At 56.4% G+C, this 16,831-nt stretch carries 13 protein-coding genes, 2 rRNA genes and 1 riboswitch; of the genes, 7 read left to right on the forward strand and 8 right to left on the reverse strand.

Annotation, left to right across the window (positions count from 1 at the left end; genetic code table 11):
- Window positions 1–4 precede the first annotated feature (4 nt).
- Together BH712_RS12925 and BH712_RS12930 are read right to left on the reverse strand one after the other, a co-directional pair.
- Window positions 5–2,910, reverse strand: a 23S ribosomal RNA gene (locus BH712_RS12925).
- Between the two features lie 198 nt (window positions 2,911–3,108).
- Window positions 3,109–4,650 (reverse strand): 16S ribosomal RNA (locus BH712_RS12930).
- Together the 16S and 23S rRNA genes form the textbook arrangement of a ribosomal RNA operon.
- A gap of 563 nt (window positions 4,651–5,213) precedes the next feature.
- Here BH712_RS12930 and purH point away from each other — a divergent pair.
- Window positions 5,214–6,803 (forward strand): bifunctional phosphoribosylaminoimidazolecarboxamide formyltransferase/IMP cyclohydrolase, encoded by a 1,590-nt coding sequence (purH, locus tag BH712_RS12940; RefSeq protein ID WP_006810514.1) that lies wholly within the window; start codon window positions 5,214–5,216, stop codon window positions 6,801–6,803.
- Between the two features lie 15 nt (window positions 6,804–6,818).
- Window positions 6,819–8,111, forward strand: coding sequence for a phosphoribosylamine--glycine ligase (gene purD / locus BH712_RS12945; RefSeq protein WP_006810515.1), 1,293 nt, complete (start codon window positions 6,819–6,821; stop codon window positions 8,109–8,111).
- 67 nt (window positions 8,112–8,178) lie between these two features.
- Here the strand turns inward: purD and BH712_RS12950 are convergent, their stop codons facing one another.
- The 6 genes from BH712_RS12950 to nudC form a co-directional block, all read right to left on the reverse strand.
- Window positions 8,179–8,871 (reverse strand): DUF1481 domain-containing protein, encoded by a 693-nt coding sequence (locus BH712_RS12950; protein WP_006810516.1) that lies wholly within the window; start codon window positions 8,869–8,871, stop codon window positions 8,179–8,181.
- A gap of 11 nt (window positions 8,872–8,882) precedes the next feature.
- Window positions 8,883–9,155, reverse strand: a complete 273-nt coding sequence (hupA, locus tag BH712_RS12955) for a nucleoid-associated protein HU-alpha (RefSeq protein WP_002445246.1) — start codon at window positions 9,153–9,155, stop codon at window positions 8,883–8,885.
- Window positions 9,156–9,341: 186 nt separating this feature from the next.
- Window positions 9,342–9,932 (reverse strand): YjaG family protein, encoded by a 591-nt coding sequence (locus tag BH712_RS12960; RefSeq protein ID WP_003862310.1) that lies wholly within the window; start codon window positions 9,930–9,932, stop codon window positions 9,342–9,344.
- A 41-nt stretch (window positions 9,933–9,973) separates the two neighbouring features.
- Window positions 9,974–10,645, reverse strand: coding sequence for a deoxyribonuclease V (nfi, locus tag BH712_RS12965; RefSeq protein ID WP_003862312.1), 672 nt, complete (start codon window positions 10,643–10,645; stop codon window positions 9,974–9,976).
- Window positions 10,646–10,654: 9 nt separating this feature from the next.
- Complete coding sequence (hemE, locus tag BH712_RS12970; protein WP_006810517.1) at window positions 10,655–11,719, reverse strand: uroporphyrinogen decarboxylase; 1,065 nt, start codon at window positions 11,717–11,719, stop codon at window positions 10,655–10,657.
- 38 nt (window positions 11,720–11,757) lie between these two features.
- Entirely contained in the window at window positions 11,758–12,531 is a 774-nt protein-coding gene (gene nudC, locus BH712_RS12975) for an NAD(+) diphosphatase (protein WP_006810518.1), read from the reverse strand.
- A gap of 95 nt (window positions 12,532–12,626) precedes the next feature.
- On the opposite strand from nudC, the gene BH712_RS12980 reads away from it, so the two are divergent.
- From BH712_RS12980 to thiS, 5 genes are all read left to right on the forward strand, one after another.
- Entirely contained in the window at window positions 12,627–13,124 is a 498-nt protein-coding gene (locus tag BH712_RS12980) for an Rsd/AlgQ family anti-sigma factor (RefSeq protein ID WP_032673706.1), read from the forward strand.
- A gap of 54 nt (window positions 13,125–13,178) precedes the next feature.
- Window positions 13,179–13,288: riboswitch (TPP riboswitch) on the forward strand.
- Between the two features lie 79 nt (window positions 13,289–13,367).
- A complete protein-coding gene (gene thiC / locus BH712_RS12985; RefSeq protein ID WP_006810520.1) occupies window positions 13,368–15,263 on the forward strand; it encodes a phosphomethylpyrimidine synthase ThiC in 1,896 nt (631 codons plus the stop codon).
- Complete coding sequence (gene thiE / locus BH712_RS12990; RefSeq protein ID WP_006810521.1) at window positions 15,263–15,904, forward strand: thiamine phosphate synthase; 642 nt, start codon at window positions 15,263–15,265, stop codon at window positions 15,902–15,904. Before thiC ends, thiE begins: the two co-directional genes overlap by 1 nt.
- Window positions 15,891–16,646 (forward strand): thiazole biosynthesis adenylyltransferase ThiF, encoded by a 756-nt coding sequence (thiF, locus tag BH712_RS12995; protein ID WP_006810522.1) that lies wholly within the window; start codon window positions 15,891–15,893, stop codon window positions 16,644–16,646. The genes thiE and thiF overlap by 14 nt, the downstream gene beginning before the upstream one ends.
- Window positions 16,630–16,830 carry a sulfur carrier protein ThiS gene (thiS, locus tag BH712_RS13000; RefSeq protein ID WP_006810523.1) on the forward strand — a complete coding sequence of 67 codons (201 nt, stop codon included), beginning with the start codon at window positions 16,630–16,632 and terminating at the stop codon, window positions 16,828–16,830. The genes thiF and thiS overlap by 17 nt, the downstream gene beginning before the upstream one ends.
- Window position 16,831: the final 1 nt, after the last annotated feature.

Genomic DNA, 16,831 nt, shown 5'->3' on the forward strand with positions numbered 1-16,831 from the left:
TTGTAAGGTTAAGCCTCACGGTTCATTAGTATCGGTTAGCTCAACGCATCGCTGCGCTTACACACCCGACCTATCAACGTCATCGTCTTTAACGTTCCTTCAGGAGACTTAAAGTCTCAGGGAGAACTCATCTCGGGGCAAGTTTCGTGCTTAGATGCTTTCAGCACTTATCTCTTCCGCATTTAGCTACCGGGCAGTGCCATTGGCATGACAACCCGAACACCAGTGATGCGTCCACTCCGGTCCTCTCGTACTAGGAGCAGCCCCCCTCAATTCTCCAGCGCCCACGGCAGATAGGGACCGAACTGTCTCACGACGTTCTAAACCCAGCTCGCGTACCACTTTAAATGGCGAACAGCCATACCCTTGGGACCTACTTCAGCCCCAGGATGTGATGAGCCGACATCGAGGTGCCAAACACCGCCGTCGATATGAACTCTTGGGCGGTATCAGCCTGTTATCCCCGGAGTACCTTTTATCCGTTGAGCGATGGCCCTTCCATTCAGAACCACCGGATCACTATGACCTGCTTTCGCACCTGCTCGCGCCGTCACGCTCGCAGTCAAGCTGGCTTATGCCATTGCACTAACCTCCTGATGTCCGACCAGGATTAGCCAACCTTCGTGCTCCTCCGTTACTCTTTGGGAGGAGACCGCCCCAGTCAAACTACCCACCAGACACTGTCCGCAACCCGGATTACGGGTCTACGTTAGAACACCAGCCATTAAAGGGTGGTATTTCAAGGGCGGCTCCACGCAGACTGGCGTCCACGCTTCAAAGCCTCCCACCTATCCTACACATCAAGGACCAGTGTTCAGTGTCAAGCTATAGTAAAGGTTCACGGGGTCTTTCCGTCTTGCCGCGGGTACACTGCATCTTCACAGCGAGTTCAATTTCACTGAGTCTCGGGTGGAGACAGCCTGGCCATCATTACGCCATTCGTGCAGGTCGGAACTTACCCGACAAGGAATTTCGCTACCTTAGGACCGTTATAGTTACGGCCGCCGTTTACCGGGGCTTCGATCAAGAGCTTCGCGTTGCCGCTAACCCCATCAATTAACCTTCCGGCACCGGGCAGGCGTCACACCGTATACGTCCACTTTCGTGTTTGCACAGTGCTGTGTTTTTAATAAACAGTTGCAGCCAGCTGGTATCTTCGACTGATTTCAGCTCCGCCCGCAGGGGCTTCACCTACATATCAGCGTGCCTTCTCCCGAAGTTACGGCACCATTTTGCCTAGTTCCTTCACCCGAGTTCTCTCAAGCGCCTTGGTATTCTCTACCTGACCACCTGTGTCGGTTTGGGGTACGATTTCGTGTTACCTGATGCTTAGAGGCTTTTCCTGGAAGCAGGGCATTTATCACTTCAGCACCGTAGTGCCTCGTCATCACACCTCAGCGTTAACAAGGTACCGGATTTACCTGGAACCTCCGCCTACATGCTTAAACCGGGACAACCGTCGCCCGGCTGACATAGCCTTCTCCGTCCCCCCTTCGCAGTAACACCAAGTACAGGAATATTAACCTGTTTCCCATCGACTACGCCTTTCGGCCTCGCCTTAGGGGTCGACTCACCCTGCCCCGATTAACGTTGGACAGGAACCCTTGGTCTTCCGGCGAGCGGGCTTTTCACCCGCTTTATCGTTACTTATGTCAGCATTCGCACTTCTGATACCTCCAGCATGCCTCACAGCACACCTTCAACGGCTTACAGAACGCTCCCCTACCCAACAACGCCTAAGTGTCGCTGCCGCAGCTTCGGTGCATGGTTTAGCCCCGTTACATCTTCCGCGCAGGCCGACTCGACCAGTGAGCTATTACGCTTTCTTTAAATGATGGCTGCTTCTAAGCCAACATCCTGGCTGTCTGTGCCTTCCCACATCGTTTCCCACTTAACCATGACTTTGGGACCTTAGCTGGCGGTCTGGGTTGTTTCCCTCTTCACGACGGACGTTAGCACCCGCCGTGTGTCTCCCGTGATAACATTCTTCGGTATTCGTAGTTTGCATCGGGTTGGTAAGCCGGGATGGCCCCCTAGCCGAAACAGTGCTCTACCCCCGAAGATGAGTTCACGAGGCGCTACCTAAATAGCTTTCGGGGAGAACCAGCTATCTCCCGGTTTGATTGGCCTTTCACCCCCAGCCACAGGTCATCCGCTAATTTTTCAACATTAGTCGGTTCGGTCCTCCAGTTAGTGTTACCCAACCTTCAACCTGCCCATGGCTAGATCACCGGGTTTCGGGTCTATACCCTGCAACTTAACGCCCAGTTAAGACTCGGTTTCCCTTCGGCTCCCCTATACGGTTAACCTTGCTACAGAATATAAGTCGCTGACCCATTATACAAAAGGTACGCAGTCACCCCATAAAGAGGCTCCCACTGCTTGTACGTACACGGTTTCAGGTTCTTTTTCACTCCCCTCGCCGGGGTTCTTTTCGCCTTTCCCTCACGGTACTGGTTCACTATCGGTCAGTCAGGAGTATTTAGCCTTGGAGGATGGTCCCCCCATATTCAGACAGGATACCACGTGTCCCGCCCTACTCTTCGAGTTCACAGCATGTGCATTTTCGTGTACGGGACTATCACCCTGTACCGTCGGACTTTCCAGACCGTTCCACTAACACACACGCTGATTCAGACTCCGGGCTGCTCCCCGTTCGCTCGCCGCTACTGGGGGAATCTCGGTTGATTTCTTTTCCTCGGGGTACTTAGATGTTTCAGTTCCCCCGGTTCGCCTCGTTAACCTATGTATTCAGTTAACGATAGTGTGACGAATCACACTGGGTTTCCCCATTCGGACATCGCCGGGTCAAAGGTTCATATCACCTCGCCGGCGCTTTTCGCAGATTAGCACGTCCTTCATCGCCTCTGACTGCCAGGGCATCCACCGTGTACGCTTAGTCGCTTAACCTCACAACCCGAAGATGTTTCACTTCTGATTGCGAAAATTTGAGAGACTCGAACACACATGAGCTGTGTGTCGTTTCAATTTTCAGCTTGATCCAGATTTTTAAAGAGCAAAACTTCTTAATGCACTCAAAAGTACATTCAGAAGTTCATCATTCATCAGACAATCTGTGTGAGCACTGCAAAGGCAGGTTCTTTAAGGTAAGGAGGTGATCCAACCGCAGGTTCCCCTACGGTTACCTTGTTACGACTTCACCCCAGTCATGAATCACAAAGTGGTAAGCGCCCTCCCGAAGGTTAAGCTACCTACTTCTTTTGCAACCCACTCCCATGGTGTGACGGGCGGTGTGTACAAGGCCCGGGAACGTATTCACCGTGGCATTCTGATCCACGATTACTAGCGATTCCGACTTCATGGAGTCGAGTTGCAGACTCCAATCCGGACTACGACGCACTTTATGAGGTCCGCTTGCTCTCGCGAGGTCGCTTCTCTTTGTATGCGCCATTGTAGCACGTGTGTAGCCCTACTCGTAAGGGCCATGATGACTTGACGTCATCCCCACCTTCCTCCAGTTTATCACTGGCAGTCTCCTTTGAGTTCCCGGCCTAATCGCTGGCAACAAAGGATAAGGGTTGCGCTCGTTGCGGGACTTAACCCAACATTTCACAACACGAGCTGACGACAGCCATGCAGCACCTGTCTCAGAGTTCCCGAAGGCACCAAAGCATCTCTGCTAAGTTCTCTGGATGTCAAGAGTAGGTAAGGTTCTTCGCGTTGCATCGAATTAAACCACATGCTCCACCGCTTGTGCGGGCCCCCGTCAATTCATTTGAGTTTTAACCTTGCGGCCGTACTCCCCAGGCGGTCGACTTAACGCGTTAGCTCCGGAAGCCACGCCTCAAGGGCACAACCTCCAAGTCGACATCGTTTACGGCGTGGACTACCAGGGTATCTAATCCTGTTTGCTCCCCACGCTTTCGCACCTGAGCGTCAGTCTTTGTCCAGGGGGCCGCCTTCGCCACCGGTATTCCTCCAGATCTCTACGCATTTCACCGCTACACCTGGAATTCTACCCCCCTCTACAAGACTCTAGCCTGCCAGTTTCGAATGCAGTTCCCAGGTTGAGCCCGGGGATTTCACATCCGACTTGACAGACCGCCTGCGTGCGCTTTACGCCCAGTAATTCCGATTAACGCTTGCACCCTCCGTATTACCGCGGCTGCTGGCACGGAGTTAGCCGGTGCTTCTTCTGCGGGTAACGTCAATCGACAAGGTTATTAACCTTATCGCCTTCCTCCCCGCTGAAAGTACTTTACAACCCGAAGGCCTTCTTCATACACGCGGCATGGCTGCATCAGGCTTGCGCCCATTGTGCAATATTCCCCACTGCTGCCTCCCGTAGGAGTCTGGACCGTGTCTCAGTTCCAGTGTGGCTGGTCATCCTCTCAGACCAGCTAGGGATCGTCGCCTAGGTGAGCCGTTACCCCACCTACTAGCTAATCCCATCTGGGCACATCCGATGGCAAGAGGCCCGAAGGTCCCCCTCTTTGGTCTTGCGACGTTATGCGGTATTAGCTACCGTTTCCAGTAGTTATCCCCCTCCATCAGGCAGTTTCCCAGACATTACTCACCCGTCCGCCACTCGTCAGCGAAGCAGCAAGCTGCTTCCTGTTACCGTTCGACTTGCATGTGTTAGGCCTGCCGCCAGCGTTCAATCTGAGCCATGATCAAACTCTTCAATTTAAAAGTTTGATGCTCAATGAATTAAACTTCGTAATGAATTACGTGTTCACTCGTTGAGACTTGGTATTCATTTAGTGTCCGAGGACATTAAGAATCCATGTCACTTTGAGTGCCCACACAGATTGTCTGATAAATTGTTAAAGAGCAGTTGCGACGCGCTTCAGCGCTCTGTCGCGAGGTGGCGTATATTACGCTTTCCTCTTTCAGAGTCAACCCTGATTTTCAGGGTTTTTTCTCTTCAACCGACCGGGTTATCTGTGAAGTGATTCACATCCGCCGTGTCGATGGAGGCGCATTATAGGGAGTTCTCAGCAGGCCGCAACCGCTAAATGACAGAAAAATGACTGACTGCTGCATTCCACAGCAAAACCCCGCCTTATACCTTTTTACACACAGACTTATCCACAATGATACGAAAAAGTAAAAATGTGCGAGCGTTGCGCAAACGTTTTCGTTAAAATGCTCGCGCTTAATAAGGATGCCCCGTCAGGTGTGTTAGATGAGTTTTTCGCAGGAAAATTCATCTAACGCTCTCTGTAATCGTGAAATCCAGGGGATTTACCATGCAACAACGTCGTCCAGTCCGCCGCGCTCTGCTCAGTGTTTCTGATAAAGCCGGTATCGTCGAATTCGCTCAGGCACTTTCCGCACGCGGTGTGGAGCTGCTTTCTACAGGTGGCACCGCGCGCCTGTTAGCAGAGAAAGGTCTGCCGGTAACCGAAGTGTCCGATTACACCGGTTTCCCGGAAATGATGGATGGACGCGTCAAAACCCTGCATCCGAAAGTGCACGGCGGCATTCTTGGCCGTCGCGGGCAGGACGACGGCATTATGGAGCAGCACAATATTGCCCCCATCGACATGGTTGTCGTTAACCTCTACCCGTTCGCTCAGACCGTTGCCCGCGAAGGTTGTTCTCTGGAAGACGCGGTTGAGAATATCGATATCGGCGGCCCGACCATGGTGCGCTCCGCAGCCAAGAACCATAAAGATGTGGCTATCGTGGTAAAGAGCAGCGACTACCACGCCATTATTAATGAGATGGATGCCAACGAAGGGTCCCTGACGCTTGCAACGCGTTTTGACCTCGCCATCAAAGCCTTCGAACACACCGCCGCCTACGACAGCATGATCGCCAACTACTTCGGTAGTCTGGTGCCTGCTTACCACGGTGAAAGCAAAGATCCTTCTGGCCGCTTCCCGCGCACCCTGAACCTGAACTTCATTAAGAAGCAGGATATGCGCTACGGCGAGAACAGCCACCAGCAGGCTGCCTTCTATATAGAAGAAGAGGTAAAAGAAGCCTCTGTTGCGACTGCTCAGCAGGTACAGGGCAAAGCCCTCTCCTATAACAACATTGCCGATACCGACGCCGCGCTGGAATGCGTGAAAGAGTTCAGCGATCCAGCCTGCGTTATCGTCAAGCACGCCAACCCATGCGGCGTCGCGGTAAGCACCTCTATTCTGGATGCCTACGATCGCGCCTACAAAACCGACCCGACCTCCGCGTTCGGCGGCATCATCGCCTTCAACCGCGAGCTGGATGCTGAAACCGCGCAGGCCATCATCTCCCGCCAGTTCGTTGAAGTGATCATCGCGCCATCCGCATCCGAAGAAGCGCTGAAAATTACCGCGGCGAAACAGAATGTGCGCGTGCTGGTTTGCGGCCAGTGGGCCGAGCGCGTGCCGGGCCTGGACTTCAAACGCGTGAACGGCGGGCTGCTGGTTCAGGACCGCGATCTGGGTATGGTGACAGAAGCCGACCTGCGTGTCGTCACCAAACGTCAGCCAACCGAGCAGGAGCTGCGTGACGCGCTGTTCTGCTGGAAAGTGGCGAAGTTCGTGAAATCCAACGCCATCGTCTACGCCAAAGAGAACATGACCATCGGAATAGGTGCAGGCCAGATGAGCCGCGTTTATTCTGCGAAAATCGCGGGTATTAAAGCAGGTGACGAAGGTCTGGAAGTCAAAGGCTCCGCCATGGCCTCTGACGCCTTCTTCCCGTTCCGTGACGGTATCGACGCGGCCGCTGCTGTGGGGATCACCTGCGTGATCCAGCCTGGCGGCTCAATCCGTGATGACGAAGTGATTGCCGCTGCCGACGAGCACGGCATCGCAATGATCTTCACCGACATGCGCCACTTCCGCCATTAATTCCCGGAGCAGAAAATGAAAGTATTAGTGATTGGTAACGGCGGGCGCGAGCACGCTCTGGCATGGAAAGCAGCACAGTCTCCGCAGGTTGAAACCGTCTTTGTGGCACCGGGTAACGCCGGTACCGCGCTGGAACCCGCGCTACAGAACGTCGCCATCGGCGTAACCGATATCCCGGCGCTGCTGAACTTTGCCCGGAACGAGAATATCGATCTGACCATTGTTGGCCCGGAAGCGCCGCTGGTGATTGGCGTTGTAGATGCCTTCCGCGCCGCGGGTCTGAAAATCTTCGGCCCAACGGAAGGTGCAGCACAGCTGGAAGGCTCCAAAGCCTTCACCAAAGATTTCCTCGCGCGTCATAACATCCCGACGGCGGAATATCAGAACTTCACCGAGGTAGAGCCTGCTCTGGCTTATCTGCGTGAAAAAGGCGCACCGATTGTTATCAAGGCCGACGGCCTGGCAGCAGGTAAAGGCGTTATCGTGGCGATGACCCTCGAAGAAGCCGAAGCCGCCGTTCAGGATATGCTGGCGGGTAACGCCTTCGGTGATGCCGGTCACCGCATCGTGATCGAAGAGTTCCTCGACGGCGAAGAAGCGAGCTTTATCGTGATGGTTGACGGCGAGCACGTCCTGCCGATGGCCACCAGCCAGGATCACAAGCGCGTGGGCAATGCCGACACGGGGCCAAACACCGGCGGGATGGGTGCTTACTCCCCTGCTCCGGTAGTCACTGACGAAGTACACCAGCGCACCATGGACCGCATCATCTGGCCAACCGTGAAAGGGATGGCGGCGGAAGGTAATACCTACACCGGTTTCCTCTACGCAGGCCTGATGATCGACAGGCAGGGTAACCCGAAGGTGATTGAATTCAACTGCCGCTTTGGCGATCCGGAAACCCAGCCGATCATGCTGCGCATGAAATCTGACCTGGTGGATCTGTGCCTGGCGGCATGCGAAGGCAAGCTGGACGAGAAAACCTCCGAGTGGGACGAGCGCGCCTCTTTAGGCGTGGTGATTGCTGCGGGTGGCTATCCGGGCAACTACAACACCGGGGATGAGATCCACGGCCTGCCGCTGGAAGAGGTTGACGGTGCGAAGGTGTTCCACGCCGGTACGAAGCTCTCTGGCGACGACCGTGTGCTGACCAACGGTGGCCGCGTGCTGTGTGCGACTGCACTGGGCCAGACCGTGGCAGAAGCGCAGAAGCGCGCCTATGCGCTAATGGCGGATATTCACTGGAAAGGCAGCTTCAGCCGTCAGGATATCGGTTATCGTGCCATTGCGCGGGAGCAGGGGGAGTAAGGGAGGCGTCTGTTCCCCTCACCCTAACCCTCTCCCCTAAGGGGAGAGGGAACCGCTCGCGGCACAATTAGAAACTTTTCTCTGTCGGCTGCCAGGTGCAGAAATCTTCGTTCGCCACCAGCAACAGCTGAGAGCCTTCCGGCGCTTCCAGCCACGCCACACTCACCTCCATTGATGAATGCCGCTGACGACGCTGAATGTGTTCGGTTGCCCAGGATTCAAGGTCAGGCTTCACCGTTTGCCCTTCGCAGGTGGTCACCGTGCCGTCGGCATGCCAGCGCCCCTGGCGCAATACCACGCGGCCCTGACGCAGCGCATCGCTGGTCTGGCGAAGTTGTTCGGCACGGTAGCGGTAGAGGGCGACCTGATCGCTGGAAAGCTGCTGTTTCTGGCCACTGACCTCATGCTGCATAAAGCTCAGCTCGCCGTGGTCGTCGAAACGCACCTTCACGTGTTCGGGAGTCTTACTGTAGATATTAAGTTCAATGAGCGACAGCGCATCGCCCTGCCAGCGGTATTCTGCGGTCGAGGTATTGCCGTTATGCCACGGACTGAATGCGGAAAGCAGATGGACTTCATCGCTGGAATCTTTGCGCCAGATCCTGACCGCCCCCTGATCGTCAGCGTAGCCGCTGGCGGTAAACGGAGGAAGAGAAGAATCATGACTACAGGCGGAGAGCAACAGTATGCCTGCCAGCGCGAGCGTCCCACGCCAGAATGACAAAAGGGGCGTCGCCGCCCCTTCGTTAAAACTGTTCACTGCCACGCGTCTTACTTAACTGCGTCTTTCAGTGCTTTACCAGAAACAAATGCCGGCACGTTAGCTGCGGCGATTTTGATTTCTTTACCGGTCTGCGGGTTGCGGCCAGTACGCTCAGCGCGGTGGTTCACTTTGAAGGTACCGAAACCAACCAGTTGTACAGCATCGCCTTCTTTCAGAGACTCAGTAATAGCAGCCAGGGTAGATTCCAGAGCAGCTTTAGCCTGCACTTTAGACAGATCAGCCTTGTCCGCAATTACATCAATCAGTTGAGTCTTGTTCATAAGTTATCCTTTCAATGTGTTTATCGCTTGCTAAGCATCGAGTGCGACGAAAATGCCAAAAAAGCACTCTCCTGCATACACGCACCGATAGCCACTTTTTTTCGCCCCCCAAATGTAGACCAGACGGGGGGCGAAAGGGAAGAGTCGAGGAGTGACAAAACAGGCGTTAAATCACGTTTTGTTGTCTCATTGGTTAAAAATTATACCAATATTGCTCTCACCGGCCTCGCGCAGGTCCGCGCGCAGCCCTTTGATCAGCTCAATATCACGCTCTTCACACTCTGCCAGCAGACGGAAGATCTCCCACTGAATGTCCCATTCCTGTTCAACCGCCGGGTTAGCACGCAGCTCTTCGTCGGTCATTTCACGGCCTTCCTGGGTCATTTCCAGCATCGCGACGGTGGTGATGGATGCCTTACTGACTTCGATGGCGTGCTCCAGCGTTTCACCGCTCAGACGGGAATGGATCAGCTCGCTCAACGCCACACAGGCATCAATAGCTGGGTAGACGCCATACAGATCGAAATCATCCGCAGCCGGAATAGCCTCTTCCAGCTTTTCCAGCTGAGAGTCGAAGTTTACCTTCGCGTCTTTCACCGTCAGCGTCTCCCAGATTAAATCCAGGATACGACGATAAATCTGGCCTTCGCCAAACGCCGTCTGCTTGCAGAACGCGGCATAGTTGGGATACATGCGCTCGCACAGGCAAGCCATAAACGTCACGTGCTGCCAGCTTTCCAGCTTCTCAAGGCGCAGATGAATCGGGTTTTGTAACATGATGATGTCTCGAATCGAAAATTAGCCGCAGTTTACCTGAATCACGGCTGAATTTCCTGCCAACGAATGAATGCGGGACGTGAAGAGGCAACGGCGTCAGCCCAGCGGGTTGGCTCCGGTAAACGGTAGCCCTTCATACAGCGCTGCACCCACGCCAGGGCGCTGTCCATGCTGACCCGATGCCCGGTGGCAATAAACAGCGGATTGCAGCGCGCTTTACTGCGCCAGACCCACGCCAGCTGCTCACCTTTATGGATAAGCGGTGCCAGCGCGCCTGGTTCGGCAGAGAGCGGCTCAAACGCGCCGCACAGGCGTTTTTTCGCCACACCGATGGTCGGCACGTCCACCAGCAGACCAAAGTGGCTGGCGACGCCTAAGCGACGCGGATGGGAGATACCGTGCCCATCAACAAACAGCAGATCGGGTTTTTGCGAGAGTTGCTCCCACGCGGCCAGCAGCGCGGGATATTCGCGGAAGGAGAGAAAGCCGGGGATATAGGGCATGGTGGTGGCGATACGCGCCACCTTGTACTCCACCAGCTCCAGCGAAGGGTATTTCAGCACCACCATCGCCGCTCGCGTCACTTCACCGCCCTGCTCAAACCCGACGTCCGCTCCGCCGATGTACCGCGGAGGGTCCGTATCCAGACGATCCTCGCGGATCACCGATGAAGCCAGTTCGATTTGCTGAGCGCGTAGCGACGCGAGATCCATAACCACTCCTTACTTATGATACTGGGCAGAAAGCCGATGCACCGCCTCCACAAATACGCCTGCGTGTTCTGGCGGTACATCCTGATGAATACCGTGACCGAGGTTGAAGACATGGCCTTCGCCCTGGCCGAAACCAGACAGTATAGTCGACACTTCTTCTTCAATGCGGGCTGGCTGCGCATAGAGCATGGACGGGTCCATGTTGCCCTGGAGCGCCACTTTGTCCCCCACGCGACGACGCGCATCGGCAATATCGGTGGTCCAGTCGAGGCCCAGCGCGTCGCAGCCGGTGGCCGCCATCGCTTCCAGCCACTGACCGCCGCCTTTGGTAAACAGCGTTACCGGCACGCGGCGGCCTTCGTTTTCACGCAGCAGGCCGTCGACGATTTTGTGCATGTAGTACAGGGAGAACTGCTGATAATCGCGTCCGGTCAGCACGCCGCCCCAGGTGTCGAAAATCATCACTGACTGCGCACCGGCTTTAATCTGCGCGTTGAGATAGAGCGTGACGCTCTTCGCCAGCTTGTCGAGCAGCGCATGCAGCGCCAGCGGCTCGGCGTACATCATCTTTTTGATCACAGTAAAGGCTTTGCTGCTGCCGCCTTCCACCATGTAGGTGGCCAGGGTCCACGGGCTGCCGGAGAAGCCAATCAGCGGCACCTCGCCTTTCAACTCGCGGCGGATGGTGCGCACGGCGTTCATCACGTAGCCCAGCTCGCCTTCCGGATCGGGGATCGGCAGCTTATCGACGTCGGCTTTGCTTTTGATCGGAGAGGTAAAACGCGGGCCTTCTCCGGTTTCGAAATAGAGTCCAAGGCCCATCGCATCCGGAATGGTGAGAATGTCCGAAAAAAGAATGGCGGCATCAAGCGGGTAGCGGCGTAGCGGCTGGAGCGTCACTTCACAGGCCAGCTCGGCGTTTTTGCACAGCGACATAAAATCACCGGCCTGGGCGCGCGTGGCTTTGTACTCTGGCAGATAGCGTCCCGCCTGGCGCATCATCCACACCGGGGTGACATCAACGGGCTGGCGCAGCAGCGCACGCAGATAACGATCGTTCTTCAGTTCGGTCATTTTGCAGTTCCTTATTGCGTCAGTCCGTCAGTGTAACACTACTCATACTCGGCCCGACACATTGCCACGGTATCTTCTATCAGGCGACGCGCCACCGTACCCGGAGGGGGTAAAAGAGGCAAATCGTCGTAGCGATACCAGTTCGCCTCCAGCAGCTCTTTCTGATCGATAACAATCTCGCCGCTGTCGTATTCCGCCATAAACGCGGTCATCAGGGACATCGGGAACGGCCACGGCTGCGACGTCACGTAGCGCAGGTTTTTCACCTTGATGCCGCTCTCCTCCATCACCTCACGCGCCACCGCCTGCTCCAGCGTTTCACCCACTTCGACGAAACCGGCCAGCACGGTATGAATGCCGTTGCGATGGCGCGTATGCTGTGCCAGCAGGATGGAATCATCACGGCGGATGGCGACAATGATGCACGGCGCGATTTGCGGATAGTAGCGTTCACGGCAGTGGCCGCAGAGCATTGCCCACTCGGTTTTGCTCGGGTGCATGGTGTGCCCGCAGTAGCCGCAGTATTTGTGCGAGCGGTAAAACTCCGCCAGCTGCACGCCGCGCCCCGCCAGCTGAAACAGGCCGACATCCCGATCCAGTACCTGACGAACGGATCCCATATCCTGACGACGAGCCTGTTGGATCAACCATACCGGATCGCCCTGCCACTCGCCGATCCGCAGAGCGGGTTGGCCGACGAGATCGAAGATCTCTGCCGCTCCGTAGGGTATCTCCCCACCAGGCAGCCATAATTTTTGTTCGTGACTGACGATCCACCAACCCAGATCTGATTTTTCAATAATACGATCCATATCTATTGCACTACCTTCGCTTCACTGACATTTTGTTAGCATTGTGGTTACATTTTGGATAAGCAGATCCCATTCTAAACCTTATGGAGTCGACCATGTTAAACCAGCTGGAAAGCCTGACTGAGCGCGTTGGAGGAAGTAACACCCTGGTGGATCGCTGGCTACATGTGCGCAAGCATCTACTCGTGGCGTATTACAATCTGGTTGGTCTTAAGCCTGGCAAAGAATCCTTTATGCGGCTGAATGAAAAAGCGCTGGATGACTTTTGTCAGAGCCTTGTCGACTACCTTTCCGACGGCCATTTCAACATTTATGAACGCATTATCCGCGAAATGGAAGGGACAACGCCGTATTTAGCGGCCAGCAAACTTTGTCCGCTGCTGGAAGCCAACACCCAGCAGATCATGGACTACTACGATTCCACGCTTGAGAACGCTATCGATCACGATAACTATCTTGAGTTTCAGCAGGCGCTTTCCGACCTTGGCGAGGCGCTGGAAGAGCGATTCACGCTGGAAGACAAGCTCATCGCCCTCGTGCTGGACAACAACCTGAATATCAGCATCAGCGATAACGTTGCGCGCCCTGCTTGAGTTCTTAATCGTTAACGAGTAATTTACAACCATTCGCCCCTCTCACGAGGGGGATTTTTCTTGTCGGAGTGCCCAGTGCGAAAGCACGGGCTGAGACCGTTAATTCGGGATCCGCGGAACCTGATCAGGCTAATACCTGCGAAGGGAACAAGAGTCACACTGCTGTTGTATCGCCCCTGGGGCGATCTTCTCTTGCTTCATCCGTCGTCTGACAAGCCATGTCCTTCACATCTGGAATGAGCTATGTCTACAACAAAACTGACCCGCCGCGAACAGCGCGCACAAGCCCAACACTTCATCGACACCCTGGAAGGCACCGCTTTCCCGAACTCAACGCGCATTTATATTTCTGGCTCGCAGGCTGATATCCGTGTGCCGATGCGCGAAATTAAGCTCAGCCCGACGCTTATTGGCGGCAGCAAAGATAACCCGCAGCATGAAGACAACGAAGCCGTGCCGGTTTACGACACCTCCGGCCCGTACGGCGACCCTTCTGTTGCCATCAACGTGCAGCAGGGTCTGGCAAAGCTTCGCCAGCCGTGGATTGATGCGCGTAACGACTGCGAGGAACTGAGCGTGCGCAGCTCGGCGTATACCAACGAGCGCCTGGCCGACGACGGTCTGGACGAGCTGCGCTTTACTGGCCTGCTGACGCCAAAACGCGCCAGAGCGGGTAAATGCGTGACCCAGCTGCACTACGCGCGCCAGGGTATTGTCACACCGGAGATGGAGTTCATCGCCATCCGCGAAAACATGGGCCGCGAGCGCATCCGTAGCGAAGTGCTGCGCTATCAGCATCCGGGTGAAGGCTTTGGCGCTCGCCTGCCGGAGAACATCACGCCGGAATTCGTGCGTGACGAAGTGGCCGCCGGGCGCGCCATTATCCCCGCCAACATCAACCACCCGGAATCCGAGCCGATGATTATCGGCCGTAACTTCCTGGTGAAGGTCAACGCCAACATCGGCAACTCTGCCGTTACCTCTTCCATCGAAGAAGAGGTGGAAAAGCTGGTCTGGTCGACGCGCTGGGGCGCGGACACGGTAATGGACCTTTCCACGGGCCGCTACATCCACGAAACCCGCGAGTGGATCCTGCGTAACAGCCCGGTGCCAATTGGCACCGTCCCGATTTATCAGGCGCTGGAGAAGGTCAACGGCATTGCAGAAGACCTCACCTGGGAAGCGTTCCGCGACACGCTGCTGGAGCAGGCCGAGCAGGGCGTGGACTACTTCACCATCCACGCGGGCGTGCTGCTGCGCTACGTGCCGATGACGGCGAAACGTCTGACCGGTATCGTCTCGCGCGGCGGTTCGATTATGGCGAAGTGGTGCCTGTCCCACCATCAGGAGAACTTCCTCTACGAGCATTTCCGTGAGATCTGTGAAATCTGCGCTGCGTACGATGTCTCTCTGTCGCTGGGCGACGGCCTGCGTCCTGGCTCCATCCGTGACGCGAACGACGAGGCGCAGTTTGCCGAGCTGCATACGTTGGGCGAACTGACCAAAATCGCCTGGGAGTATGACGTGCAGGTGATGATTGAAGGCCCGGGCCACGTGCCGATGCAGATGATCCGCCGCAACATGACCGAGGAGCTGGAGCACTGCCACGAAGCACCTTTCTATACCCTGGGGCCGTTGACCACCGATATTGCGCCGGGCTATGACCACTTCACGTCCGGGATCGGCGCGGCGATGATCGGCTGGTTCGGCTGCGCCATGCTCTGCTACGTGACGCCGAAAGAGCACCTCGGCCTGCCAAACAAAGAGGACGTGAAGCAGGGGCTGATCACCTACAAGATTGCCGCCCACGCGGCGGATCTGGCGAAAGGCCATCCGGGCGCGCAAATCCGCGACAACGCTATGTCCAAAGCGCGCTTTGAATTCCGCTGGGAAGACCAGTTCAACCTGGCGCTGGACCCGTTCACCGCCCGCGCCTATCACGATGAAACCCTGCCGCAGGAATCGGGTAAGGTGGCGCACTTCTGCTCCATGTGCGGGCCAAAATTCTGCTCGATGAAAATCAGCCAGGAGGTGCGCGACTACGCCGCCGCGCAGACCATTGAAGTCGGTATGGCGGACATGTCGGAAACCTTCCGCGCGAAAGGCGGTGAAATTTACCTCAAAAAAGAGGAGGCGTAATGTATCAGCCTGATTTCCCCCCCGTACCCTTCCGCTTAGGGCTTTACCCGGTGGTGGACAGCGTGGAGTGGATCGCCCGCCTGCTGGAAGCGGGCGTTCGCACCCTCCAGCTGCGCATCAAGGATAAACGTGATGAAGAGGTGGAGGCCGACGTGGTCGCCGCCATCGCGCTGGGACGCCGCTACGACGCCCGCCTGTTTATCAACGACTACTGGCGGCTGGCGGTTAAACACCAGGCGTACGGCGTGCATCTGGGACAGGAAGATCTGGAAACGACCGATCTCAACGCGATCCGTGACGCCGGTCTGCGGCTGGGCGTCTCCACCCACGATGATATGGAGATCGACGTGGCGCTGGCGGCCCGCCCCTCTTACATCGCGCTCGGGCACGTTTTCCCGACGCAAACCAAACAGATGCCGTCCGCGCCACAGGGTTTGACGCAGCTCGCGAGCCACGTCAAACGCCTTGCCGACTACCCCACCGTCGCCATCGGCGGGATCAGCCTCGAACGTGCACCCGCCGTGCTGGAAACTGGCGTCGGCAGTATCGCCGTCGTCAGCGCCATCACCCAGGCGGCAGACTGGCAGGCCGCCACCGCGCAGCTTTTACAACTGGCAGGAGCAGGCGATGAAAGATCGTGATTTTATGCGTTACAGCCGCCAGATCCTGCTGGAGGATATCGCCATCGACGGGCAGCAAAAGCTGCTCGCCAGCCGGGTACTGATTGTCGGTCTGGGCGGATTAGGTACCCCCGCCGCGCTGTATCTGGCAGGGGCGGGCGTGGGCACGCTGGTACTGGCCGATGACGACGAGGTACATCTCAGCAACCTGCAACGGCAAATCCTCTTCACGACAGAAGACATCAACCAGCCTAAAGCTCACGTTACGCGCCAGCGGCTGAACCAGCTTAACCCGGATATCGAACTGGTTGCGCTCCAGACGCGGCTTAGCGGGGACGATCTGCAACGGGAAGTGGCCCTTGCCGACGTGGTGCTGGACTGCACGGACAACATGGCAACGCGTCAGGCCATTAATGCGGCCTGTGTGACACAGAACACGCCGCTGATCACCGCCAGCGCGGTCGGTTTCGGCGGGCAAATGATGGTACTTACGCCGCCGTGGGCACAGGGCTGCTATCGCTGCCTGTGGCCGGACGAGGCGGAACCGGAGCGTAACTGCCGCACGGCAGGCATTCTTGGGCCAGTGGTGGGCGTGATGGGAACCCTTCAGGCGCTGGAGGCCATCAAGTTGCTCAGCGGCATGGAGACAGAACGCAACACGCTGCGGCTGTTCGACGCCCGCTCCAGCGGCTGGCGTCATCTGGCGTTGAACCGCGCCAGCCACTGTCCGGTATGCGGAGGCCGCGATGCGCATTCTGTTTAACGATGAGCCGATGACGTGCGATGACGATCTCACCGTTGCCGCACTGCTCGACACGCTGCGCCAGCTCAAGCCGGGAACGGCGCTGGCGCTCAATCAACAGATCCTGCCGCGTGAGCAGTGGGAATATCAGCAGGTCAGTGAAGGCGACCAGATCCTGCTGTTTCAGGTTATCGCAGGGGGCTGAA

The sequence above is a fragment of the Enterobacter hormaechei ATCC 49162 genome (assembly GCF_001875655.1).
GTDB lineage: Bacteria > Pseudomonadota > Gammaproteobacteria > Enterobacterales > Enterobacteriaceae > Enterobacter > Enterobacter hormaechei.